The organism is Vibrio sabulosilitoris (genome assembly GCF_055391395.1).
This window is the reverse complement of the sequence record NZ_AP029599.1, coordinates 1040857-1065583: the sequence shown is the minus strand read 5'-3', so window position 1 is coordinate 1065583 and position 24727 is coordinate 1040857. Positions and strand designations below refer to the sequence as shown.

General features: G+C 51.3%; 14 protein-coding genes and 2 tRNA genes. 5 read left to right on the top strand and 11 right to left on the bottom strand.

Translation table 11 applies throughout. From position 1 onward, the window contains the following. The first annotated feature begins 159 nt into the window (after positions 1-159). The 5 genes from gltB (ACZ5R2_RS05145) to ACZ5R2_RS05125 all read left to right on the top strand — a co-directional run bounded on the left by gltB (ACZ5R2_RS05145) (position 160) and on the right by ACZ5R2_RS05125 (position 13147). Positions 160-4701 (top strand): glutamate synthase large subunit, encoded by a 4542-nt coding sequence (gltB, locus tag ACZ5R2_RS05145; RefSeq protein ID WP_464901295.1) that lies wholly within the window; start codon positions 160-162, stop codon positions 4699-4701. Further along, positions 4701-6170, top strand: a complete 1470-nt coding sequence (locus tag ACZ5R2_RS05140; protein WP_464901294.1) for a glutamate synthase subunit beta — start codon at positions 4701-4703, stop codon at positions 6168-6170. Before gltB (ACZ5R2_RS05145) ends, ACZ5R2_RS05140 begins: the two co-directional genes overlap by 1 nt. A gap of 602 nt (positions 6171-6772) precedes the next feature. After that, positions 6773-11236, top strand: coding sequence for a glutamate synthase large subunit (gene gltB / locus ACZ5R2_RS05135; RefSeq protein WP_464902311.1), 4464 nt, complete (start codon positions 6773-6775; stop codon positions 11234-11236). An 18-nt stretch (positions 11237-11254) separates the two neighbouring features. Further along, positions 11255-12667, top strand: coding sequence for an FAD-dependent oxidoreductase (locus ACZ5R2_RS05130; RefSeq protein ID WP_464901293.1), 1413 nt, complete (start codon positions 11255-11257; stop codon positions 12665-12667). Between the two features lie 48 nt (positions 12668-12715). Beyond that, the gene (locus ACZ5R2_RS05125) at positions 12716-13147 is read left to right on the top strand and encodes a DUF1499 domain-containing protein (protein ID WP_464901292.1); all 432 of its coding nucleotides are present in this window, start codon (positions 12716-12718) and stop codon (positions 13145-13147) included. 84 nt (positions 13148-13231) lie between these two features. Here the strand turns inward: ACZ5R2_RS05125 and truB are convergent, their stop codons facing one another. The 11 genes from truB to ftsH all read right to left on the bottom strand — a co-directional run bounded on the left by truB (position 13232) and on the right by ftsH (position 24686). After that, positions 13232-14176: a tRNA pseudouridine(55) synthase TruB gene (gene truB / locus ACZ5R2_RS05120; protein ID WP_464901291.1), complete on the bottom strand. Its 945-nt coding sequence runs from the start codon at positions 14174-14176 to the stop codon at positions 13232-13234. Next, positions 14176-14595, bottom strand: coding sequence for a 30S ribosome-binding factor RbfA (gene rbfA, locus ACZ5R2_RS05115; RefSeq protein ID WP_464901290.1), 420 nt, complete (start codon positions 14593-14595; stop codon positions 14176-14178). Before rbfA ends, truB begins: the two co-directional genes overlap by 1 nt. Positions 14596-14713: 118 nt before the next feature. After that, complete coding sequence (infB, locus tag ACZ5R2_RS05110; RefSeq protein ID WP_464901289.1) at positions 14714-17425, bottom strand: translation initiation factor IF-2; 2712 nt, start codon at positions 17423-17425, stop codon at positions 14714-14716. 21 nt (positions 17426-17446) lie between these two features. Then, positions 17447-18934, bottom strand: a complete 1488-nt coding sequence (gene nusA / locus ACZ5R2_RS05105) for a transcription termination factor NusA (RefSeq protein WP_464901288.1) — start codon at positions 18932-18934, stop codon at positions 17447-17449. Positions 18935-18970: 36 nt separating this feature from the next. Further along, entirely contained in the window at positions 18971-19426 is a 456-nt protein-coding gene (gene rimP, locus ACZ5R2_RS05100; protein WP_464901287.1) for a ribosome maturation factor RimP, read from the bottom strand. A gap of 208 nt (positions 19427-19634) precedes the next feature. After that, positions 19635-19711: transfer RNA gene (locus ACZ5R2_RS05095), tRNA-Met, on the bottom strand. Positions 19712-19758: 47 nt separating this feature from the next. Continuing rightward, positions 19759-19842: transfer RNA gene (locus ACZ5R2_RS05090), tRNA-Leu, on the bottom strand. A 22-nt stretch (positions 19843-19864) separates the two neighbouring features. After that, the gene (gene secG / locus ACZ5R2_RS05085; protein WP_464901286.1) at positions 19865-20200 is read right to left on the bottom strand and encodes a preprotein translocase subunit SecG; all 336 of its coding nucleotides are present in this window, start codon (positions 20198-20200) and stop codon (positions 19865-19867) included. A gap of 226 nt (positions 20201-20426) precedes the next feature. Further along, a complete protein-coding gene (glmM, locus tag ACZ5R2_RS05080; RefSeq protein ID WP_464901285.1) occupies positions 20427-21767 on the bottom strand; it encodes a phosphoglucosamine mutase in 1341 nt (446 codons plus the stop codon). A 65-nt stretch (positions 21768-21832) separates the two neighbouring features. After that, positions 21833-22669 (bottom strand): dihydropteroate synthase, encoded by an 837-nt coding sequence (gene folP, locus ACZ5R2_RS05075; protein WP_464901284.1) that lies wholly within the window; start codon positions 22667-22669, stop codon positions 21833-21835. A 64-nt stretch (positions 22670-22733) separates the two neighbouring features. Further along, positions 22734-24686 carry an ATP-dependent zinc metalloprotease FtsH gene (gene ftsH / locus ACZ5R2_RS05070; protein WP_464901283.1) on the bottom strand — a complete coding sequence of 651 codons (1953 nt, stop codon included), beginning with the start codon at positions 24684-24686 and terminating at the stop codon, positions 22734-22736. Between the last annotated feature and the right edge of the window lie 41 nt (positions 24687-24727).

Here is a 24727-nt window from a genome sequence, read left to right as displayed (position 1 = left end):
AGTGACAGAATGGAATCAGGCCACCAGCATGGTGGCTGGGAATCATTATTAGAAAGGAATAGACACCTCACAAAGTGACCTAGCGTCCCTATTTCGCGCCCTCGCGCGGAACAAACGTTTGGCTGAGTGCGTCTGCAATTAAATTGGAAGGATGTATCTATGGTAGATAGAGAGCAAAATACACAGGGTCTGTATACTCCTGAGCTGGAGCATGACGCCTGTGGTATCGGTTTTGTTGCTCACCTCAAGAACCGTAAATCACATGACGTCGTAACACAGGCATTGGATATGCTTGCTCGCATGGAACACCGTGGCGGTCAAGGCTGCGATCCATGCTCGGGTGATGGCGCAGGCATACTCCTGCAAAAACCCCATGAATTCCTCCTCGAAGAAGCGGTGAAGCTTGGTATCAAGCTGCCTTCTTTCGATAAATACGGCGTGGGTGTCGTGCTGTTCCCGAAAGACGAACACAAGCGCGCACAGTGTCGTGATATTTTAGAGCGCAACGCCAAACGCCTTGAGCTGGATGTGATCGGCTATCGCGTACTGCCAACCGACAACTCAATGATTGGTGCCGACCCTCTTAGCACTGAGCCTCAGTTTGAGCATGTGTTTGTCTCTGGCGGCCCTGGCATCACGCCACAAGAGCTTGAGCGTAAGCTATATGTACTGCGTAACTACACAGTACGCGTTTGTCTAGAGAGCGTGTCGAACATTGGTGATGATTTTTACATCAACTCAATGTCATACAAAACCTTGGTTTATAAAGGTCAGCTAACCACTGAGCAAGTACCGCAGTACTTCCTTGACCTGCAAAACCCAACTATGGTGACGGCGCTGGCGCTGGTTCACTCGCGCTTCTCGACCAACACCTTCCCGAAATGGCGCCTAGCGCAGCCTTTCCGTTACATTGCCCACAACGGTGAGATCAACACCGTCCGCGGTAACCTCAACTGGATGAAGGCGCGTGAGGCGATCATTGAATCAGACCTGTTTACCCAGGCTGAGATCGATATGCTACTGCCGATCTGTCAAGAGGGCAGCTCGGATTCATCTAACTTCGATATGGCACTTGAGCTCCTAGTTCTTTCTGGTCGCAGCCTGCCACATGCGCTGATGATGATGATCCCTGAGGCATGGCAAGAAAACAAAAACATGGACCCAACTCGTCGTGCGTTCTATCAGTACCACGCGAACGTGATGGAACCATGGGATGGCCCGGCATCGGTGTGTTTCACTGACGGTGTACAGGTTGGTGCAACGCTTGACCGTAATGGCCTGCGCCCATCGCGCTACACAGTGACCAAAGATGACTTCCTGGTCATGGCCTCTGAGTCTGGCGTGGTTGAGATTGAGCCTGAGAATGTTGAGTTCCGTGGTCGTCTCCAGCCAGGTCGTATCTTCGTTGCCGACCTAGAGCAAGGCCGCATCATCTCAGATGAAGAAGTTAAAGACGGTATCGCCAACGCTCAGCCGTACGAGAAATGGGTTAAAGAGAACCTATTGAGCCTGAAAAAACTGCCGGATGCGAGCAACCAGTTCAGCCAACCATCGGCGGAAAAACTGCTGCATAAACAGCAGGCGTTTGGCGTCAGCTCTGAAGAAATCAACGAGATCATCATCCCAATGGCGAAAGACGCGAAAGAGCCTCTGTCTGCCATGGGTGCCGACTGGCCGCTGGCGGTTCTTTCACATCAATCTCAGCACCTATCCAACTACTTTAAGCAGTTGTTCGCCCAGGTGACCAACCCACCGATCGACCCGATCCGTGAGCGCATGGTAATGTCGCTGAATACTTACCTCGGTAAGGATCAGAACCTGCTGGCAGAATCGCCAGAGCACTGTCAAAAAGTCGAGCTAGAGTCGCCAGTATTGGCTAATTCTGAGCTTGAGAAGCTACGTGCGATTGATAACGAGCACCTGCAAGCGAAAACGCTAGATATCGTGTTCCAAGCGAGCGAAGACCAAGGCAAGCTTGAGCGTGCGCTTAAGCGTATCTGTCAGTACGCTGAAGATGCCGTGGTTGACGGTTACTCAATCATCATCCTGACTGACCGCGCGGTGAACTCGAACCACGCAGCCATCCCAGCGATGCTGGCGGTTGGCGCTGTGCACCACCACCTGATCCGCAAGGGTCTGCGTGCTAAGTGTGACATCGTGGTTGAGACGGGTGATGCGCGTGAAACGCACCACTTCGCGACTCTGGTTGGTTACGGCGCAAACGCGGTTAACCCATACCTAGTGATCGAGAGCATGGTTGAGCTGCAGCGCATCAAGAAGCTTGACCCTGAAGCCAGCATCCGCGATCTGTTCGATAACTATCGCAAAGCCATCAACGGCGGTCTATTGAAGATCTTCTCCAAGATGGGTATCTCGACCCTGCAGTCATACCACGGCGCGCAGATCTTCGAGGCGCTGGGTATCAGCAAGTCTGTCGTCGATAAATACTTCACCGGCACCGTATCGCGTATTCAAGGCCTGACTATCGATGATATCGCCAAAGAAGTGCTGGTTCGTCATCGTATCGGCTACCCTACTCGCGAGATCCCGGTACAAGTACTGGATGTCGGCGGCGTGTACCAGTGGAAACAGCGTGGTGAAAAGCACCTGTTCAACCCAGAGACCATCTCACTGCTGCAAGAGTCAACTCGCAATAAAGACTTTGCTCAGTTTAAGCAGTACGCCAAAGCGGTCGATGACCAAGGTGATAATGCAGCGACCCTGCGCAGCCAGCTCGATTTTGTGAAAAACCCAGCCGGCTCTATCCCGCTAGAGGAAGTCGAGCCGATCGAGAGCATCCTTAAGCGCTTTGCCACTGGTGCAATGTCGTTTGGTTCGATCTCCTACGAAGCGCACTCAACCCTAGCCGTGGCAATGAACCGCATCGGCGCGAAATCTAACTCAGGTGAAGGTGGTGAGGACCCAACCCGTTTCGAGCGTAAAGAAAACGGTGATTGGGAGCGCTCGGCGATCAAACAGGTGGCCTCTGGTCGCTTCGGGGTAACCTCTTACTACCTCACTAACTCTGATGAGATTCAGATCAAGATGGCGCAAGGCGCTAAGCCAGGTGAAGGCGGTCAGCTACCAGGTGATAAGGTCGATGACTGGATCGGTGCGACACGTCACTCCACCCCAGGCGTGGGTCTGATCTCTCCACCGCCACACCACGATATCTACTCGATCGAGGATTTAGCGCAGCTAATTTTTGACCTGAAGAACGCAAACCGCGATGGTCGTGTCAACGTCAAACTGGTTTCTGAAGCAGGTGTAGGTACGATTGCTTCAGGCGTTGCAAAAGCCAAAGCGGACGTAGTTCTGATCGCTGGCTTTGACGGTGGTACGGGTGCTTCACCTATGTCATCAATTCGCCACACGGGCCTGCCGTGGGAGCTTGGTTTGGCCGAAACGCACCAAACACTGCTGAAAAACGGCCTACGTAACCGTATCGTGGTGCAATCGGATGGTCAGATGAAAACGCCACGTGACCTTGCCGTCGCAACGCTGCTTGGCGCAGAAGAATGGGGCGTCGCAACCGCAGCGCTTGTGGTTGAAGGCTGTATCATGATGCGTAAGTGTCATAAGAACACCTGTCCTGTCGGTATCGCCACCCAGAACAAGACCCTGCGTGAGCGCTTTGATGGCCGCGTAGAAGATGTGGTGACCTTCTTCCAATACCTTGCAGAAGGTCTGCGTGAGATCATGGCTGAGCTTGGTTTCCGCACCATTGATGAGATGGTCGGTCAATCACACAAACTCAAAGTTCGTGACGACGTTAACCACTGGAAATACAAGAACCTCGATCTGACGCCAGTGCTGCACATCGAGCAGGCACGTGAAGAAGATGGCGTGTACAACCAGACGGAACAAAACCACAACCTAGAGCAAGTTCTCGACCGTCAGTTGATTCAAGCGGCAATTCCAGCGCTTGAGAAGGGTGAAGCGGTCAACGCTGAGTTCCCAATCATCAATACGGACCGCTCAGCAGGTACCATGCTGTCGAATGAGATCTCGAAGGTCTACAAAGACCAAGGTCTGCCACAGCCAATGAACGTCAAGTTCACCGGCTCTGCGGGTCAATCGTTTGGTGCCTTCCTAGCCAAAGGCGTCAAGTTCGAGGTTGAGGGTGATGCGAACGACTACTGGGGTAAAGGCCTATCAGGCGGTACCTTGGTACTGTACCCAGACGCGAAATCAACCATTGTTGCCGAAGACAACATCGTGGTGGGTAACGTGTGTTTCTACGGCGCGACATCAGGTGAGTCTTACATCCGTGGTATGGCCGGCGAGCGCTTCTGTGTACGTAACTCAGGCGCGAAAGTCGTAGTTGAAGGCGTGGGTGACCACGGCTGTGAATACATGACCGGTGGTGTTGCGGTGATCCTTGGCTCAACAGGTCGCAACTTTGCGGCGGGTATGAGCGGCGGTGTCGCTTACGTGTGGGACAAGTCTGGTGACTTTGAAACCAAGCTGAACCCTGAACTTGTCGACCTTGACCCTATCGAAGAGGAAGATCGTCAACTACTCAAAGAGATGCTCACCAAGCAGGTCGAATTCACAGCAAGTGAAGTCGCTCAGTCGTTCCTAGACAACTTTGAAGCCAGCCTAGCGACTATGGTGAAAGTCATGCCACGCGATTACAAAGCAGTACTGCAAAAGCGCAAGGCACAGGAAGAGCAAGCAGCAGAAGCGGAGGCCGTATAATGGGTAAGCCTACTGGATTTTTAGAACATGGTCGCGAGCTGCCAGGCAAGCTCGCTCCTGAGGTTCGTATCGAGAACAACAAAGAGTTTGTCCTCAACGAGGAGTTTGGTGACAAGATCAACACCCAGGCCTCACGTTGTATGGACTGTGGTGTGCCGTTCTGTCACAGCGGTTGTCCGATTGGTAACATCATCCCTGAGTTTAACGATGCGGTGTATCGTGACAGCTGGGAAGAGGCATGGAACATCTTAAGCTCGACCAACAACTTCCCTGAGTTTACTGGTCGTGTCTGCCCATCGCCGTGTGAGAGCGCGTGTGTGCTAGGGATAAACCAAGACCCAATCACTATCTGTAATATCGAGAAGACGATTGTCGAGACCGCCTACCGTGAGGGCTACGCTAAGCCAAAAACGCCACGCTCGCGCACCGGTAAAACCGTGGCGATCATCGGCTCTGGCCCAGCGGGTCTTGCGGCGGCCGAGCAGCTTAATAGCGCCGGTCACTCTGTGACCGTGTTTGAGCGTGATGAGAAGGTTGGTGGTCTGCTGCGCTTTGGTATCCCTGACTTTAAACTGGGCATGGACATCATTGATCGCAAGGTCAACCTGATGGCCGAGGCCGGAGTACAGTTCAAGGTCAACCAACACGTTGGCGTTGAGGTTAATGCACAGCAGCTGCGTCAAGAATTTGATGTCGTGCTGCTGACCGGTGGCTCAACCGTGCCGCGCGATCTGCCTGTACCGGGTCGTGAGCTCAAAGGCGTGCATTTTGCAATGGACTTCCTAGCGCAAAACAACCGCCGTGCCAATGACATGGACCTCAAAGGTGAAGAGATCCATGCCAAAGATAAGCATGTGGTGGTGATTGGTGGTGGTGATACTGGCTCAGACTGTGTCGGTACCTCAAACCGCCACAAAGCGGCGAGCATCACTCAGGTTGAGATCATGCCAGTACCGCCAGAGAAGCGCCCGGCAAACATGCCATGGCCGCAATACCCAATGATCATGAAGACCACGACCTCGCACGAGGAAGGCTGTGAGCGTCACTGGAACATCCTAACCAAGGAGTTTATCGGTAACGATCAAGGCGAGGTTACTGGTCTGCGTATTGCTGACATCGTGTGGCAAGACGCCAAGCCAGGTGAGCGCCCGGGCTTTGAAGAGGTGGCGAACTCTGAGCGCGTGATTCCTTGTGATATGGCGTTCTTGGCCATGGGCTTCTTACATCCAGAGCCAACCGGCGTGCTTGCACAATTGGATATCAAGCTTGATGAGCGCGGCAATGTCGCAACCCAAGACTTCCAAACAAACCAAGCCGGTGTGTTTGCTGCAGGTGATATGCGCACCGGTCAGTCACTGGTTGTGCGTTGTATCAATGAAGGTCGTGAGTGTGCTCGTGCGGTGGATGAGTACCTTATGGGTGGCACCAATCTAGAAGCAAAAGCAGACTCGCTGATGCTGTCTGTGTAACTTTCAATTTCCTTCCTTTTGAAATTTGACCAGCCATTTTGGCTGGTCTTTTTTCTGTCTCTTTTCTAATGCAGCACGTCGAATCAACCAATCTAAAGCTTGATCTTTTCAGATCGCCCATATAATTTGTTAAATTCACGCCAGAGATGGCAGCATTTTATACCCAAGTGACCTCAAGATGCAGACTTCAGAGCCAATATACAGGCTCATATCAAGGAAAATGGCTGCAGAAATGGCAACCCCTTTCAAGGTCATTTGACGCGGAGATGAGCCTGTATATTGGCTCCCTTCGGGCGAGTTTGCTTGGCTCGCAGCCGGCGTTGGTCACTCTCGATTTAGAGCCACTAAATCTTCAAGTGACCGCCTTGGCTGCAAACCAAGCAAATCTCGCTGAAGCGGCATCTTGAGGTCACTTGGGTATATTTACATTCAAAAATCACCTAAGTGGTGAATTTGTTTGAAGAATGATCCATCTACCTCCGTCGTACTAGAAGGTACGTATGCAGTTTGTCGCCTAATAACAAAAATGCGCTTGGCAGCTAAACTTGTCTCAAGAGCAAAAAAATATGGCACGGAAGCAGATGGCACAGGGAGAGTTTGCTATGGCGTTATATGACCCTTCATTAGAGAAAGACAATTGTGGCTTTGGCCTCATTGCGCACATGCAGGGTGAAACCAGCCACAAGCTAGTGCGCACCGCGATATCCGCACTGGATCGCATGACCCACCGCGGTGGGATTGCCGCCGATGGCAAAACCGGCGACGGTTGCGGTTTGCTGCTACAAAAGCCCGATACCTATCTGCGCTTGGTCGCCGAAGAGCTCGGCTTTCATCTTGCCAAGCAATACGCCGTTGGCATGGTGTTCCTCAGTCAAGACCCCATTAAGGCCCAGTCAGCACGCGATATTATCAACAAAGAGCTTGCTCAAGAGACACTCACCATCTCAGGCTGGCGCGAGGTACCGACCAATCCCGAGGTGCTTGGCCCCATCGCCCTGGCTTCAATGCCAAGTATCCAACAGGTGTTTATCTCAGCACCCGCCGGTTGGCGAGAAAAAGACGTTGAGCGGCGCCTGTACATTGCGCGGCGCCGAATCGAAAAACACATCAGCGACGATGATGAGTTTTATATCTGTAGCCTTTCAACTCAAGTTGTAGTGTACAAAGGCTTATGCATGCCGGCCGATCTACCACGCTTCTACCTTGATCTTGCTGATCTGCGGATGGAGTCTGCGATCTGCCTGTTCCACCAGCGCTTTTCAACCAATACCCAACCCCGCTGGCCACTGGCTCAGCCGTTTCGCTACCTCGCGCACAATGGTGAGATCAACACCATTGAGGGCAACCGCCAATGGGCGCGTGCCCGCGCTTATAAGTTTGCCTCACCGCTGCTGCCTGATCTGCAGACCGCCGCTCCGTTCGTTAATGAGGTCGGCTCTGACTCTTCGAGCCTGGATAACATGCTCGACCTATTTCTAGCCGGTGGGATGGATATCTTTCGCGCGATGCGCATGCTCGTGCCGCCAGCTTGGCAAAACCATCCCGATATGGACCAAGACCTGCGCGCCTTCTACGACTTTAACTCCAAACACATGGAGCCGTGGGATGGCCCCGCCGGTATCGTGCTCTCTGATGGACGCTACGCCGCGTGTAATCTTGATCGCAACGGGCTGCGTCCGGCGCGCTATGTGATCACTAAGGACAACTTGATCACCCTCGCCTCTGAGGTTGGGATTTGGGATTATGCACCTGACGAGGTCTCTCACAAGGGGCGCGTTGGACCGGGCGAGCTGCTGGTTATCGACACCAAAGAGGCCAAGTTATGGAACTCATCGGAGATAGACAATGACCTCAAGTCGCGCCATCCGTACCGAGAGTGGATGCAAAGCAATGTCCAGACCCTAACCCCACTCACTGAACTTCCCGATGATCAGGTTGGCACCCGCAGCTTTGATGATAACCTGCTAAGCACCTATCAAAAGCAGTTTGCCATGACCAATGAAGAGCTGGATCAAGTGGTGCGCGTGCTTGGCGATCTCGGTCAAGAGGCCACCGGCTCAATGGGTGACGACACACCGATGGCGGTGCTGTCGTCAAAAGAGCGTTTGATCACCGATTACTTTAGGCAGAAGTTCGCTCAGGTGACTAACCCGCCTATCGACCCACTGCGCGAGAAACACGTGATGTCGCTTGCCAGTAGCATTGGCCAAGAGATGAATGTGTTCTGCGAAACCGACGGCCATGCCCACCGCGTGACCTTTAGCTCACCGGTATTGTTGTTCTCAGACATGCAGCAACTGCTTGAGCTCGGTGATGAGCACTATCGCAATACGATTTTAGACATTAACTTCGACCCGCAAGAGAGCACCCTCGAGGAGGCGATCATCACCTTGTGTGATAAAGCGGAACAGGTGGTGCGTGACGGCACAGTACTCGTAGTCCTGTCTGACCGCGCGCTAGTCAAGGGCAAGCTGCCAATTCCTGCTGCAATGGCGGTGGGGGCTGTGCAGCGCCGCCTCACCGAGGCGAGCCTGCGTTGCGATGCCAACATCGTGGTTGAGACTGCAGCCGCTCGTGACCCACACCATTTTGCCGTGCTGCTCGGCTTTGGCGCGACCGCTATCTACCCTTATCTCGCCTATGAAGCGCTGGGTAAGGCCATCGACAATGGCGCACTGAATAAAAGCTATCGTGATGTGATGCTCAACTACCAAGCAGGGATCAACAAAGGACTGTTTAAGATCATGTCCAAGATGGGTATCTCTACGGTGGCTTCGTATCGCTGCTCACAGCTGTTTGAAGCGGTCGGTCTTAGTCAAAACGTGGTTGATTTGTGTTTTCACGGCGTTGCTACCCGCATTGAGGGGGCTGACTTTAGTGATTTCGAGCAGGACCTGCACAACCTTGCTCGCCGCGCCTGGGCGAAACGCAAACCCGTTGAACACGGTGGGCTACTCAAATACGTCCACGGCGGTGAGTTTCATGCCTATAACCCCGATGTGGTTGGCACGTTGCAAACCGCAGTCAAATCTGGGCAAGAGAGTGATTATCAGCGCTTTGCCAATCAGGTCAACCAGCGCCCTATTGCGATGCTGCGTGATATGTTCAAGCTAAAGCCAGCCCAAACGCCCCTTACCCTTGATAAAGTCGAAGCAAACAGCGAGCTGTGCAAACGCTTTGATTCTGCAGCTATGTCGATTGGCGCCCTCAGCCCTGAGGCCCATGAGGCGCTGGCTATCGCGATGAATCGCCTCGGTGGTTACTCGAACTCAGGCGAAGGGGGTGAGGACCCACGCCGCTTTGGTACAGAGCGCAACTCACGCATCAAGCAGGTGGCCTCGGGTCGCTTTGGTGTCACCCCGCACTATCTATCCAATGCCGATGTATTACAAATCAAGGTCGCACAAGGGGCTAAACCCGGTGAAGGCGGGCAACTCCCCGGTCATAAGGTGACAGCAGAAATCGCTAAGCTGCGTTATTCTGTGCAAGGCGTGACCCTGATTTCTCCGCCACCACACCACGATATCTACTCGATTGAGGATCTCGCCCAGCTGATCTTTGACCTCAAGCAGGTCAATCCAAACGCACTGGTCTCCGTCAAGCTGGTTTCAGAGCCAGGGGTGGGCACCATTGCCACTGGCGTGGCTAAAGCATACGCCGACCTGATCACCATTTCTGGTTACGATGGCGGTACGGCTGCTAGCCCCCTTACCTCGGTCAAGTATGCGGGTAGTCCGTGGGAGCTTGGCCTGGCTGAAACTCAGCAGGCATTGGTTGCTAACGGTCTGCGACATAAAATCCGCCTGCAGGTGGATGGCGGCCTTAAGACCGGCCTTGATGTGGTCAAAGCAGCGATTCTCGGCGCAGAGAGTTTTGGCTTTGGTACGGCGCCTATGGTGGCGATGGGCTGTAAGTTCCTGCGTATCTGTCACCTCAACAATTGCGCGACCGGCGTTGCCACTCAAGACGAAACGCTGCGCAAAGAGTATTTCAAAGGGCTGCCTGAGATGGTGGTCAACTACTTCACTGGTCTTGCAGACGAGGTGCGCGAGCTGCTCGTGATGCTGGGTGTAGAGAAGCTAACTGATCTCATCGGCCGTACTGACCTGCTCGAGGTCGTCGATGGCGTCACCGCTAAGCAAACCAAACTCGATCTCAGTGGCATCTTGGACGCACCGCTCTCTCCGACTGGCCAGCCTGTTTACTGGACACAGCCAAACTCACCGTTTGATAAAGCCACGCTCAATCAAACCATGGTTGACGACGCACAGGCAGCTCTTGAGCATCAGCAATCGATAAGCCTTTTTTATCAGGTACGAAACACCGACCGCTCGGTTGGTGCTCGCTTATCTGGTGAGGTCGCCAAGCGCTATGGCAACCAAGGACTGGCCGCAACCCCAATCAAAATCTACCTTGATGGCACAGCTGGACAATCACTTGGGGTTTGGAATGCCGGTGGTGTTGAGCTCTATCTGACCGGTGATGCCAACGACTATGTGGGCAAAGGCATGGCAGGGGGCAAGCTGGTGATTAAGCCTCATCTGGGCACCGCCTTTCGTTGTAATCAGGCCTCGATTATCGGCAATACCTGCCTCTATGGCGCGACCGGCGGAAAGCTGTTTGCTGCAGGCACCGCCGGTGAGCGCTTTGGGGTACGTAACTCTGGCACCATTGCAGTGATAGAGGGCGCTGGAGACAATGCTTGTGAGTATATGACCGGTGGCATCATCGCAATTTTGGGTGCCACTGGCGTCAACTTCGGTGCGGGGATGACCGGAGGCTTTGCTTATGTATTGGATGAGAATGACGACTTCACAGGACGTGTCAATCACGAGTCGGTTGAGGCCGTGGCATTGTCAGACTTGTATATCCATCAAGAGCACCTGCGCGGGCTGATTGCCGAGCACCTTGACGAGACTGGATCTGTGCATGCGGAAAGTATTCTCGCCAACTTCGATGCGTGGATCCCCCGCTTCTACCTAGTCAAACCCAAGGCTGCCGACCTGCGTACCTTGCTTGGTCATCAGAGTCGCAGCGCTGCTGAGCTGCGCGTGCAAGCCCAGTAATCAAGGAGGATAAGAGCAATGAGTCAGAACGTGTATCAGTTTATTGACGTCAAGCGCGTAGACCCCGCTAAAAAGCCGCTCAATATCCGTAAGATTGAGTTTGTCGAGATTTATGAGCCATTTACCAAGCAGCAAGCGACTGCGCAAGCCGATCGCTGCCTAGACTGTGGCAACCCCTATTGTGAGTGGAAGTGTCCAGTACACAACTATATCCCGCAATGGCTAAAGCTCGCCAACGAAGGGCGAATCGTTGAGGCGGCAGAGCTTGCACATCAAACCAATAGCCTGCCAGAGGTGTGCGGACGAGTCTGCCCTCAGGATCGCCTGTGTGAGGGGTCATGTACCCTCAATGATGACTTTGGTGCCGTGACCATCGGCAACATCGAAAAATACATCACCGATAAAGCCTTTGAGATGGGCTGGAAGCCCGATATGTCCAAGGTGGAATGGAGCGACAAGAAAGTCGCGATTATCGGCGCAGGGCCAGCGGGCTTAGCCGCAGCCGATATCTTAGTACGCAATGGCGTCAAACCAGTGGTGTTTGATCGCTACCCGGAGATTGGCGGCCTACTGACCTTTGGCATCCCGTCGTTCAAACTGGAGAAGTCGGTGATGCAGAATCGGCGCAAGATCTTCACCGAGATGGGCGTTGAATTTCGCTTGAACATCGAAGTGGGTAAAGACGTGCCCATGCGGCAACTCATCGATGAGTATGATGCCGTGTTTATTGGCGTAGGGACCTACAAAAATATGCGCGCGAATCTCGATAATGAAGATGCTCAAGGCGTCTATGACGCCCTGCCATTTTTGGTCTCTAACACCTACAAGGTGATGGAGATGGCTCATGATAAGCCATTCATCGACATGGCAGGCAAACGTGTGGTGGTGTTAGGGGGTGGTGATACCGCGATGGACTGTGTACGCACTTCGATACGCCAAAGCGCAGCGAAGGTGACCTGTGCCTATCGCCGTGATGAAGAAAACATGCCCGGCTCAAGGCGTGAAGTCAAAAATGCGCGCGAAGAGGGCGTGAACTTCTTATTTAACCTTCAACCCGTCGGCATTGAGGTTAATGCGCAGGGGCAGGTCAGTGGCGTTAGAGTAGTCAAAACAGCACTCGGAGAGCCCGATCAAGCAGGACGCCGGCGACCAGAGCCTGTCGCGGGCAGTGAGCACGTACTAGAGGCCGATGCGGTGATCATGGCGTTTGGCTTTCAGCCCCATCAAATGGCTTGGCTTGAGCCGTATGATGTCGAGATAGATCACTGGGGTCGAATCAAAGCGCCGAAAAATCAACAGTTTCAATATCAAACCACCAATGCGAAAATCTTCGCTGGCGGTGATGCAGTGCGTGGCTCAGACTTGGTCGTGACCGCAATCGATGAAGGCAGAAAAGCCGCCGAAGGGATCCTCGACTATCTCGAGATCTAATCTTTACCAAGCAATAACCCAATCGGGTTGAAACCATAGGATGCTGGTATGAGTAAAACGGTTTTTGTAGCGCTGAGTCTATTCGCGCTGACCGCATGCAGCCAAGGAGTAGAACAGATGACCGATCGCACAGCGCAGCCGTGTGGTGACAAGCCCAATTGTGTCTCGACCATTGATGAGCGAGAAAGGTTCACCCTTGAGCCATTTACACTCAAACAAGGAGTGACATTAGAACAAGTTGAAGAAGTTGCTGTTACTCTTCCTGGCGCTAAGCGCACTGATAAAGCGGCAGATTACCTGCGCATCGAGTGCACCTCACGGGTCATGCGCTTTGTCGATGACTTAGAGCTTAAAATTGACGGGCAAAACCTGATAGTCCGCTCTGAATCACGGGTTGGACACTCCGATTTTGGGGTCAATAGGAAACGTGCTGAGCAGCTGCGCAGTAAACTGCGCGAGGCGGATTTACTTATCCCATAAAAACAAAAACCCGAAGCCAAGCTTCGGGTTTTCTAATTTGAGTCTGGCTCTATTGATCGCGGAAAACTATTGATCGAGAGAAGACTATTGGTCGCGATAAACAACGAGGCGTTTAGGTGCGACCTTACCATCGTTGTTGAGCTCCCCCACACCAACGAACAGCTTGTTGTCACCCTCACCGCCCGTTAGGCGCAATGGCCCTTCTGGTGCGCCAAAGACTTGTACCGGCTGGCCATGTTGAACCATATCCACCAACTCAGGCACCAAGTTAACTTCAGGTAAATCCTGAACAGCAGTATCCATAGGCAGTAGCAGAGGATCAAGTAGCTCACGCGGCGCTTTGTCTTCGCGGTGTGCCTGCTCAAGCAGCTCGTTAAGTTGCTCAAGGGTCACCATGCTCTCGTAAGGGTACTTAGCAACGGCGGTACGACGCAGCATAGTGACGTGCGCGCCACAGCCAAGCATCTCACCAAGATCATCAACGATAGTACGGATGTAAGTGCCCTTAGAGCAGTGCACTTCCATCTCTACCTCATCGCCCTCAAAGCGGTGTAAGATGATCTCATACACGGTGATCTTGCGCGCTTCACGCGGCACCTCAATACCTTGACGAGCGTACTCATAAAGAGGCTTGCCTTGATACTTAAGTGCCGAGAACATTGACGGCACTTGGTCCGATTCACCACGGAACTTATCGATGCACGCTTCAAGCTTAGCAAGATCGACATCGATAGGACGCGTCTCAACCACTTCACCATCAGAGTCTGAGGTGTTGGTGCGCTCACCAAGCTTAGCGATCACGCGGTAGCGCTTATCTGAGTCCAATAGGAATTGAGAAAACTTGGTCGCTTCACCCAAACAGATTGGCAGCATGCCCGTCGCAAGCGGGTCAAGTGCGCCTGTGTGACCGGCTTTTTCAGCAAAATAGATGCGTTTGACTTTCTGCAGCGCATCGTTCGATGAAATGCCCGTTGGCTTATCCAGTAGGATCACCCCATTGACTGGGCGACCTTTACGACGACGTGCCATTAGCTCTCTTCTCCCGATGAAGCCTCTTCATCGTTGCCACGACCGGCTTGTTCAATCTTACGCTTGTCTTCGTTGACGATCTCAGACACGAGGTTAGACATGCGCATGCCGTCAACCAAGGTGCTGTCGTAGAAGAAACGCACTTCAGGCGTTAGGCGTAGACGAATGCGCTTGCCCAGCATCATACGGATGTGCACTTCGTGCTCACGTAGCGCTTCTAGGCAAGACTCAGGCGTTTGCTCACCCACACACAGGAAGGTCACAAACACTTTGGCATATGCTAGGTCACGAGAGACCTCAACGTCAGAAATCGTCACCATACCAAGGCGAGAATCACGCACCTCGCGCTGGAGGATCAACGCCAATTCTTTTTGCAGCTGCTGTGCAACACGCTGCGTGCGGCTAAATTCTTTAGACATAAATTTTTATTACTCTCAATTAGCAAGAATGGGGGGATGGTAAATACCAGCCCCCCATGGTGTATTCAACAACCAATCACTAAGTATCTAACAAGATAACATTAGTAATTTTTGTCAATTAGTCCAGAGTACGTTTAACTTCGACAATTTCGAAGACTTCGATCTGGTCACCAACGCGAACATCATTGTAGTTCTTAACGCCGATACCACACTCGTAGCCGTTCTTAACTTCTTGAACGTCATCTTTAAAGCGACGTAGTGACTCAAGTTCACCTTCGTAGATAACCACGTTATCACGTAGAACGCGAATTGGGTTGCTTCGCTTAATCAGACCTTCAGTTACCATACAACCTGCGATGGCACCAAGTTTAGGCGACTTAAACACGTCACGAACTTCAGCAAGACCAATGATCTCTTGCTTGAATTCTGGTGCAAGCATACCGCCCATCGCTTGTTTCACTTCGTCGATTAGCTGGTAGATGATTGAGTAGTAACGTAGATCAACACTTGCAGCTTCAATCGCACGGCGAGCAGATGCATCGGCACGAACGTTAAAGCCAAGGATGATAGCATTAGACGCCTCAGCCAGTACAGCATCAGTCTCAGTGATACCACCAACACCAGAACCAACGATGTTCACTTTCACTTCGTCAGTTGATAGTTTCAGTAGTGAGTCTGCAATTGCTTCTACAGAGCCCTGTACATCCGCTTTCAGTACCACGTTTAGCTCAGCAACTTCGCCTGCAGCCATGTTAGAGAACATGTTCTCTAGCTTAGATTTCTGCTGACGCGCTAGCTTAACTTCACGGAACTTACCAGCACGGTAGTTCGCTACTTCACGTGCTTTACGCTCATCACGTACAACTGTCGCTTCATCACCCGATGCAGGGACACCAGAAAGACCTAGGATCTCAACTGGAATAGATGGACCGGCTTCTGTGATCTCTTTGCCTAGCTCGTCGCGCATTGCACGAACGCGGCCGTATTCTTGACCACAAAGAACGATGTCGCCCTTGTTCAGCGTACCAGATTGAACCAGTACAGTTGCTACTGGACCACGGCCTTTATCAAGACGTGATTCAACCACAACACCAGATGCCATGCCTTCTTTCACAGCCGTCAGCTCAAGAACTTCAGACTGAAGCAGGATAGCTTCTAGTAGACCATCGATGTTCGTGCCCTGTTTCGCAGAGATGTGAACGAACATGTTCTCACCGCCCCACTCCTCAGGAATAACGTCGTATTGAGCAAGCTCGTTCTTAACGTTATCTGGGTTTGCACCTTCTTTATCGATCTTGTTTACCGCGACGATAAGAGGAACCTCTGCCGCTTTCGCGTGCTGAATTGCCTCAACCGTTTGTGGCATTACGCCATCGTCCGCTGCAACCACAAGAATAACGATATCCGTTGCTTGTGCACCACGAGCACGCATTGCTGTAAAGGCTGCGTGTCCTGGAGTATCCAGGAAGGTGATCATACCGTTGTCAGTTTCTACGTGGTAGGCACCAATGTGCTGGGTAATACCGCCCGCTTCGCCTGAAGCAACGTGTGTACGACGGATGTAGTCCAGTGTTGAGGTCTTACCGTGGTCAACGTGGCCCATGATGGTAACAACCGGAGCACGAGGTGATACGTCTGCATCGTTATCACGATCAGATAGAACCGCTTCTTCAAGCTCGTTCTCTTTACGCAGAATCACCTTGTGACCCATTTCTTCTGCTACAAGTTGAGCAGTTTCTTGGTCAATCACTTGGTTGATGGTTGCCATTGCACCCATCTTCATCATCACTTTGATAACTTCAGTCGCTTTAACCGACATCTTGTTAGCAAGCTCAGAAACAACAACGGTTTCACCGATAACAACGTCAGATTTCGCTACGGTTGCTGTCTTATCAAAACCGTGCTGCATTGAAGCAGGTTTTGCTGGTTTCGCGAGTTTGCCCTTACGGCCACCACGCGCGCCACGTGCATTACGGTTCTGGTCGTTAGAAGTTGCTTTCTTCTTCTTCTTACGACGAGAACCACCTTCTTCACGGCGATCAGCTTCGTCTTCAGCTTCACGAGCGTAGCTCGAAGTTGTCAGATGGTAATCTGTATTTTCCATACTACCCTTTTTCTTTTCTTCTGCAGACCAACGCTCTTTGTTCTTCTCTGCCATTTCGCGTGCTTCTTCAAGCTGGCGCTGACTTTCCTCTTCAGCTTTACGTTGAGCTTCTTCTTCCTGACGTCGTTTTAGCTCATCGGCTTCTTTTTGCGCTGCTTCTTGCTTCAATTTATCTTCCGACGATGGCTTCGCAGATTCTACTGCTTGGCTGTTCGCCTTCTCTTCTGCGTCACGTTTCGCTTTTTCGTCAGCTTCACGCTTCGCTTTTTCGTCTGCTTCACGCTTGGCTTTTTCTTCAGCTTCACGTTTTGCTTTTTCTTCAGCTTCACGCTTGGCTAGCTCTTCAGCCTCGCGTTTTGCCGTTTCTTCCGCTAGACGCTTCGCTTCTTCTTCGGCGACGCGCTTCGCTTCATCTTCAATGGAGCTACGTTTAACGTAGGTGCGCTTCTTGCGCACTTCAACCTGAACATCCTTACTCTTACCACCGCCAGCATTAACACTTAGTGTACTACGCTTTTTACGTTGTAGAGTCAAACGAGTTGGTTGAGCTTCACCCGACGTATCACCGTGTTCACGCTTAAGGTGAGTAAGCAATTGTTGCTTCTCATCTTCTGAAACAGTGTCCGTGTCCGTTTTTTTCATTCCTGCATCAGCAAGTTGCTCTACTAAGCGTTCAACTGGCGTACCAATCTCTTCACTTAAGGCCTTTACTGTGACTTCTGTCATGTAGCTCCCTCCTCGCTGAAATTATGCTTCTTCGCCAAACCAACAGATGTTACGCGCAGCCATGATTAGCTCGCCCGCACGCTCTTCGGTTAGGCCTTCAATACCTTCTAAATCATCAATACCTTGGTCAGCGAGATCTTCTAGAGTAACTACACCTTTTGCAGCTAGTTTGAACGCCATTTCGCGCTCAAGGCCTTCAAGGCCCAATAGATCGTCTGCTGGCTCTAGACCGTCGAAAGACTCTTCTTGTGCCAGGGCTAGTGTCGTCAGTGCATCTTTCGCACGACCACGTAGCTCTTCAACTAGGTCTTCGTCTAGGCCTTCTACTTCAAGCAGCTCGTTTACAGGAACGTAAGCAACTTCTTCAAGTGTTGAGAAGCCTTCTTCCACTAGCATCTCAGCAAAATCTTGCTCGATGTCTAGGTGCTTCATAAAGTTGTCAATTGACGCTTGAGACTCTTCTTGGTGCTTCTTCTGTAGGTCTTCAACCGTCATTACGTTTAGCGTCCAACCTGTCAGTTGTGAAGCTAGACGTACGTTCTGACCGCTGCGACCGATAGCTTGGGCAAGGTTGTCAGCTTCAACCGCAATATCCATTGAGTTGGCATCTTCATCTACGATGATTGAAGCTACGTCCGCTGGTGCCATTGCATTGATAACAAATTGCGCTGGGTTATCATCCCAAAGTACGATATCGATACGTTCGCCACCCAGTTCGCCAGAAACGGCTTGAACACGTGCGCCACGCATACCAACACACGCACCCACAGGGTCAATACGCTTATCGTTGGTTTTCACCGCGATTTTAGCACGAGAACCAGGATCGCGTGCAGCACCTTTTAGTTCAATCAGCTCTTCACCAATCTCAGGGACTTCAACGCGGAATAGCTCAGCCAACATTTCAGGCTTAGAGCGAGTGATAAACAACTGGAAGCCACGCGCTTCTGGTGCAACACGGTACAGTAGACCACGTACTCGGTCACCTGGACGGAAGTTTTCACGTGGTAGTTGATCATCACGTAGGATAACCGCTTCTGCGTTGTTACCTAGGTCTAGGATCACGGTGTCGCGGTTTACTTTCTTAACCACACCAGTGACTAGCTCACCTTCGTTATCGATGAACTGCTCAACGATCTGCGCGCGCTCAGCTTCACGTACTTTTTGTACGATCACTTGCTTCGCGGTTTGAGTAGTAATACGGTCAAAAGTTACCGACTCGATATCATCTTCAATGAACTCACCCAGTTGGATGTTCTCATCTTCATAGCGTGCCGCTTCAAATGAGATCTCACGAGTTGGGTTTTCTACTTCTTCAACCACTTCCCAACGACGGAAAGTCTCGAATTCACCGGTTTTACGATCGATCTCAACGCGAGTTTCGATTTCGATTTCGTATTTTTTCTTAGTAGAAGTCGCTAGTGCGATCTCCAGCGCTTCAAAGATGCGCTCACGAGGTACCGCTTTCTCATTAGAAACCGCTTCAACTACCGCTAAAATTTCTTTGCTCATTTATCTAGCCTCTTAAGCTCAATTTCTCTAGGAGAACTAAAATTTCGGGATAAGGTTGGCTTTTGAGATGTTACTCAAAACAAACTCTTCATTCTGTCCTTCAACAGCTACCGTGATGGTCTCGCCATCCACAGCGTGGATCGTTCCTTTCCACTTACGGCGGTTGCCCACGGCCATCTTCAAGACAAGATTTACCTCGTGACCAATAAACTGTTCATAGTGAGCCGCTTTAAATAGCGGTCTTTCTAGTCCTGGAGAAGACACCTCTAAGCTATAAGCGACAGAAATAGGATCTTCAACATCCAATACTGCACTCACTTGGTGGCTAACTTCCGCGCAATCGTCAACATTGATGCCATTCTCGTGGTCAATAAAGATGCGCAGTGTCGAGTGTTGGCCCGCACGAATAAATTCGATGCCAACCAGTTCATAGCCTGAAGCTTCCACTGGCACTTCAAGCATTTCAGTAAGTTGTCGCTCTAAACCTGTCATTTAGACGTACTCCAGAAACAAAAAAAGGGCATAAGAGCCCAATTTAAATTCCATGCATTACCTGAATTTACAAAATTCAGATAACAAAAAACCCCGAAAGTCGGGGTTTTTTGTTGCTGGACCCTGATAGATTGAGTATGACCCAATCTGCAGTGACGCGCACTGCCAAACTTGCAATATCTTAATCAGTGTGTCACTCAATTAAGATTGGTTGCGGGGGCCGGATTTGAACCGACGACCTTCGGGTTATGAGCCCGACGAGCTACCAAGCTGCTCCACCCCGCGTCCGACTTGCTGAGCATTATATACTCAGTTTACAAGTTTGTAAAAAATGGTGCCGAGAGAGGGACTCGAACCCTCACACCAAAGGCACTAGCACCTCATGCTAGCGTGTCTACCAATTTCACCATCTCGGCACAAAGCTAATTAAAGCTTCAATTATTGTGGAATTTCGTCACCGCTTTCAGCAGGGATATCATTCGCACTGTCATCAGCTTGCTGGATAACTTGACCTTGTAGTGGGTCAACCCAGTTAGATTCAGGCTTATGTGTTGACATATTGCCTAGAACCAAGCTAATCACAAAGAATACTGTTGCAAATAATGCAGTCATTCGAGTTAGGAAGTTACCTGAGCCCGATGCACCAAAAACAGTGTTTGAAGCACCAGAGCCGAAAGAAGCTCCCATATCTGCGCCTTTACCTTGTTGAATCAACACAAGGCCAATGACACCAAGCGCCGCCAACAGATAAATCACAAGTAGAACCTGAAACATATTTTCCACCTATGTCTAAATTGTTCAGCTAAATACGCTTTGAGTTCATCATGAACTCCAGCGTCAAACAAGCACCCTCCTCTCTGGAGGCGGAGCCAATACTAGCCGAACCATCATACCCTGACAAGCGATATTTCACAAAAAAGTGTAATACCGCCGTCAAGTGCTCAAAATATCGACGCCAAGACCTATTTTCAGCCTAACGTCGATAGAATATAGCTAAAAATTAGCAACTTGCTCGCACAGCATCGGCAATCTTAGTTGCACTTGCTTGTACCAGCTCAGCATCCTCACCCTCGACCATCACACGGATCAAAGGCTCAGTGCCAGACTTGCGCAGCAACACACGTCCTTTGTCACCGAGTTGCGCCTCAACCTCTTCAGTGGCACTTTGTACCGCTTGCGCCTCTAGTGGGTTCGAATCACCGGTAAAACGCACATTTTCCAGTACTTGAGGGTATAGTGTCATGCCTTGAGACAGCTCGTTAAGCGTCATGTGACTACCGACGACAGAAGCCAGTACTTGCAGCGCTGCTACAATTGCATCACCTGTGGTGACCTTATCAAGCAAGATAACATGGCCTGAGTTCTCAGCACCAATCTTCCAGCCGCGCTCAAGCAGTTGCTCCATCACGTAGCGATCGCCGACCGCGGCACGTGCAAAAGGAATACCGAGCTGTTTAAGGCCATTTTCCATACCAAGGTTGGTCATTAGCGTACCAACGACACCACCCTTAAGCTCGCCACGGCGCAATGCATCACGGGCAATGATGTAGGCGATTTGGTCGCCATCAAGTTTGTTACCCAGGTGATCAACCATCATGATGCGGTCACCATCACCGTCAAAGGCAAGACCTAGATCCGCCTGCTCAGCGACTACGCGCTGCTGCAGAGCGCGTACATCGGTCGCTCCGACCTCATGATTGATATTGGTGCCGTTTGGCTCAACACCCATCGCAATCACCTCAGCACCCAGCTCAGAGAAGACCGACGGCGCGATATGGTAAGTCGCGCCATGCGCACAGTCGACCACGATCTTAAGGCCTTTTAGGCTCAGAGCGTGCGGGAAGGTGCTTTTACAAAATTCAATATAGCGACCTGCCGCGTCATTCAAACGAGTAGCTTTACCCAGCAGTGAAGACTCCACACACTCGATCTCTTTATCGAGTTCAGCCTCAATCGCCAACTCAACCTCGTCTGGTAGCTTTGTGCCCTCAGCCGAGAAGAACTTGATGCCGTTGTCGTAAAACGGGTTGTGCGACGCTGAAATCACGATCCCCGCTTCCGCGCGGAAGGTTTGGGTCAGGTAGGCCACCGCTGGGGTTGGCATTGGACCGGTGAATGTTGCTTTCAGACCCGCAGCCGCAAGACCGGCTTCCAACGCCGACTCCAGCATATAGCCAGAGATACGCGTATCTTTACCAATAATGACCTTCTTGGTGCCTTGCTTAGCTAGGACGCGACCCGCAGCCCAGCCAAGTTTTAGAACAAAATCTGGCGTGATTGGGTACTGACCTACCTTACCACGCACACCATCGGTGCCAAAATAACGTCGTGTATTAGACATAGTAATAACCTTCGTTGTTAATCATTGTATATTGTTATCGTCGCAGACTGACAACTTGCATCAGTCTAACGCTCTGAATTCTTGAGCATAGAGACAATCTTCATCGCCTCTACCGTCTCCTCAACATCATGCACGCGAATAATCTGCGCGCCTTTCATTGCGGCAATGGTCGCGCACACCACGCTGCCATTGACGCTTTGTGCGGGTGCTTTATCGAGCAGCTTAAAAATCATCGACTTTCTCGACATTCCTGCCAAAAGAGGCAGGCCCAACTGATGGAAACCATCGAGCTGGTCTAACAGCTGATAGTTGTGCTCCAACGTCTTACCAAAGCCAAAGCCTGGGTCTAGGATCAGCTTATCTTTGCCAAGACCGGCTTGCTCACACGCGGCGACGCGCTCGTTAAGGAATTCGCTGACATCCTGCAGCAAGTCATCATACTCCGGATTATGCTGCATGGTACGCGGCTGACCCTGCATATGCATGAGGCATACAGGGACCTGATACTCGGCAGCAACCGCTAGTGCACCGGGCTCTTGCAGCGCACGTACATCATTGATCAGGTCTGCGCCACTCTCAAGTGCTTGGCGCATGACCTCAGCCTTGCTGGTATCGATAGAGATCCAGACATCAGGGTGATGTTGGCGTATCGCTTTGATGGCCGGGATCACCCGACCCAGCTCTTCCTCTAACATCACATCTGGCGCACCGGGACGTGTCGACTCGCCGCCAATATCTATGATGCTGACACCCGCATCAATCATAGCTTGAGTTTGTGCCAATGCGGAGTCTAGCGAGTTGTATTGACCGCCGTCAGAGAAGGAATCAGGCGTGACATTGAGGATACCCATTACTCGGGGTGAGGATAAATCGAGTGTTTTGTGTTTGGATTGAATAAACATAATCACTAAATAGACAAAAACCCCGAGCATGTCGGGGTTTGATTGTGAGTTAACTCAAAGAGCGTTAGTCAGCATCTTGGTCGCTTGACGGCTCTTGGGTTGGTTTCGCTTCAGGCTTACTCTCAGGCTGAGCTTGCTCGGTAGGTTTCGCTTCTGCAGCTTGTGCAGGTGCTTCAGACTGTGCTTTCGCTTGATCACCCCAACCAGCAGGCTCGCGGATGTCGTCTTTACGATCCATCAGATCATCAATCTGACCGGCATCGATGGTCTCATACTTCATCAACGCGTCCTTCATCGAGTGCATGATATCCATGTTGTCTTCGAGGATTTGCTTTGCTCGATCGTAGTTGCGATCAATGATTTGACGGATTTCATTATCAATCAACTTAGCGGTGTCATCCGACATATGCTTGGTCTGGGTCACGCTGCGGCCAAGGAAGACCTCGCCCTCTTCTTCTGCGTAGAGCAGTGGACCAAGTTTATCCGAGAAGCCCCACTGAGTGACCATCTTACGCGCAATATCGGTTGCTCGCTCGATATCGTTCGAAGCACCCGTTGACACCTTGTCAGAACCGTAAATCAGCTCTTCTGCTAGACGACCACCATAAAGACTCGAAATCATCGACTCTAAGTGCTGGCGAGACATGCTCACACGGTCTTGCTCTGGTAGATACATGGTCACACCCAGTGCACGACCACGTGGGATGATAGACACCTTGTACACAGGATCATGCTCAGGCACCAAGCGGCCGACAATCGCGTGTCCGGCTTCATGGTAGGCGGTTGACTCTTTGGTCTCTTCAGACATCACCATAGAGCGGCGCTCTGCACCCATCATGATTTTGTCTTTCGCCAGTTCAAACTCAACCATTGATACGTTGCGCTTGTTGCCACGTGCTGCAAATAGTGCCGCTTCATTAACTAAGTTTGCAAGGTCTGCACCAGAGAAGCCTGGCGTACCACGTGCAATCAGCGACGGTTCAACGTCACCCGATAGTGGCACTTTACGCATGTGCACTTTGAGGATCTGCTCACGTCCGCGTACATCCGGTAGACCAACCACGACTTGACGGTCAAAACGACCAGGACGCAGTAGTGCAGGGTCAAGCACGTCAGGACGGTTGGTTGCCGCGATAACGATGATACCTTCGTTACCCTCGAAACCATCCATCTCAACCAGCATTTGGTTTAGGGTTTGCTCACGCTCATCGTGACCGCCACCGACACCCGCGCCACGCTGGCGACCTACGGCATCGATTTCATCGATAAAGATGATACAAGGTGCAGCTTTCTTCGCCTGCTCGAACATATCACGCACACGAGATGCACCAACACCAACGAACATTTCAACGAAGTCTGAACCTGAGATGGTAAAGAATGGTACTTTCGCTTCACCCGCAATCGCTTTTGCAAGTAGCGTTTTACCGGTACCCGGAGGACCGACCATCAATACGCCAGTTGGAATCTTACCACCCAACTTTTGGAAACGGCTTGGGTCACGCAGGTAGTCCACCAGCTCTTTTACGTCTTCTTTTGCTTCATCACAACCGGCGACGTCGCTGAAGGTGGTCTTGATTTGCTCTTCACTCATCATGCGCGCCTTGCTCTTACCGAACGACATCGCGCCTTTGCCACCACCGCCTTGCATCTGACGCATGAAGAAAATCCATACACCGATCAGCAAGATCATTGGGAACCAAGAGATGAAAATCGAGCCAAGCAAGCTTTGCTCTTCAGGTGGGGTGCCCTGAACTTTCACGTTTTGGTTAATCAAATCGTCCAGCAGTTTTTGGTCATACACTGGCATGTAAGTTACAAAGCGAGTGCCATTACCTCTACGCGTAAAGGTAATTTCACTGTCTTTAAAGGTTGCTTCCTGAATCTGGCCTTGGCCAACATCCTGTACAAACGCGGTGTAGTCTACTGTTCTGCTATTCCCGTCTCCAGGGCCAAAGCTCTGGAAAACCGTCATTAGCACGACAGCGATTACTAGCCACAGAATTAAATTTTTTGCCATGTCACTCAAGGTGTCAGCCTCTCGATAACTAATTGTAATTA

Coding starts and splice junctions, on each gene's coding strand:
- gltB (WP_464901295.1), top strand. CDS start 160: ATGGTAGATAGAGAGCAAAATACACAGGGTCTGTATACTCCTGAGCTG.
- ACZ5R2_RS05140 (WP_464901294.1), top strand. CDS start 4,701: ATGGGTAAGCCTACTGGATTTTTAGAACATGGTCGCGAGCTGCCAGGC.
- gltB (WP_464902311.1), top strand. CDS start 6,773: ATGGCGTTATATGACCCTTCATTAGAGAAAGACAATTGTGGCTTTGGC.
- ACZ5R2_RS05130 (WP_464901293.1), top strand. CDS start 11,255: ATGAGTCAGAACGTGTATCAGTTTATTGACGTCAAGCGCGTAGACCCC.
- ACZ5R2_RS05125 (WP_464901292.1), top strand. CDS start 12,716: ATGAGTAAAACGGTTTTTGTAGCGCTGAGTCTATTCGCGCTGACCGCA.
- truB (WP_464901291.1), bottom strand. CDS start 14,176: ATGGCACGTCGTCGTAAAGGTCGCCCAGTCAATGGGGTGATCCTACTG.
- rbfA (WP_464901290.1), bottom strand. CDS start 14,595: ATGTCTAAAGAATTTAGCCGCACGCAGCGTGTTGCACAGCAGCTGCAA.
- infB (WP_464901289.1), bottom strand. CDS start 17,425: ATGACAGAAGTCACAGTAAAGGCCTTAAGTGAAGAGATTGGTACGCCA.
- nusA (WP_464901288.1), bottom strand. CDS start 18,934: ATGAGCAAAGAAATTTTAGCGGTAGTTGAAGCGGTTTCTAATGAGAAA.
- rimP (WP_464901287.1), bottom strand. CDS start 19,426: ATGACAGGTTTAGAGCGACAACTTACTGAAATGCTTGAAGTGCCAGTG.
- secG (WP_464901286.1), bottom strand. CDS start 20,200: ATGTTTCAGGTTCTACTTGTGATTTATCTGTTGGCGGCGCTTGGTGTC.
- glmM (WP_464901285.1), bottom strand. CDS start 21,767: ATGTCTAATACACGACGTTATTTTGGCACCGATGGTGTGCGTGGTAAG.
- folP (WP_464901284.1), bottom strand. CDS start 22,669: ATGTTTATTCAATCCAAACACAAAACACTCGATTTATCCTCACCCCGA.
- ftsH (WP_464901283.1), bottom strand. CDS start 24,686: ATGGCAAAAAATTTAATTCTGTGGCTAGTAATCGCTGTCGTGCTAATG.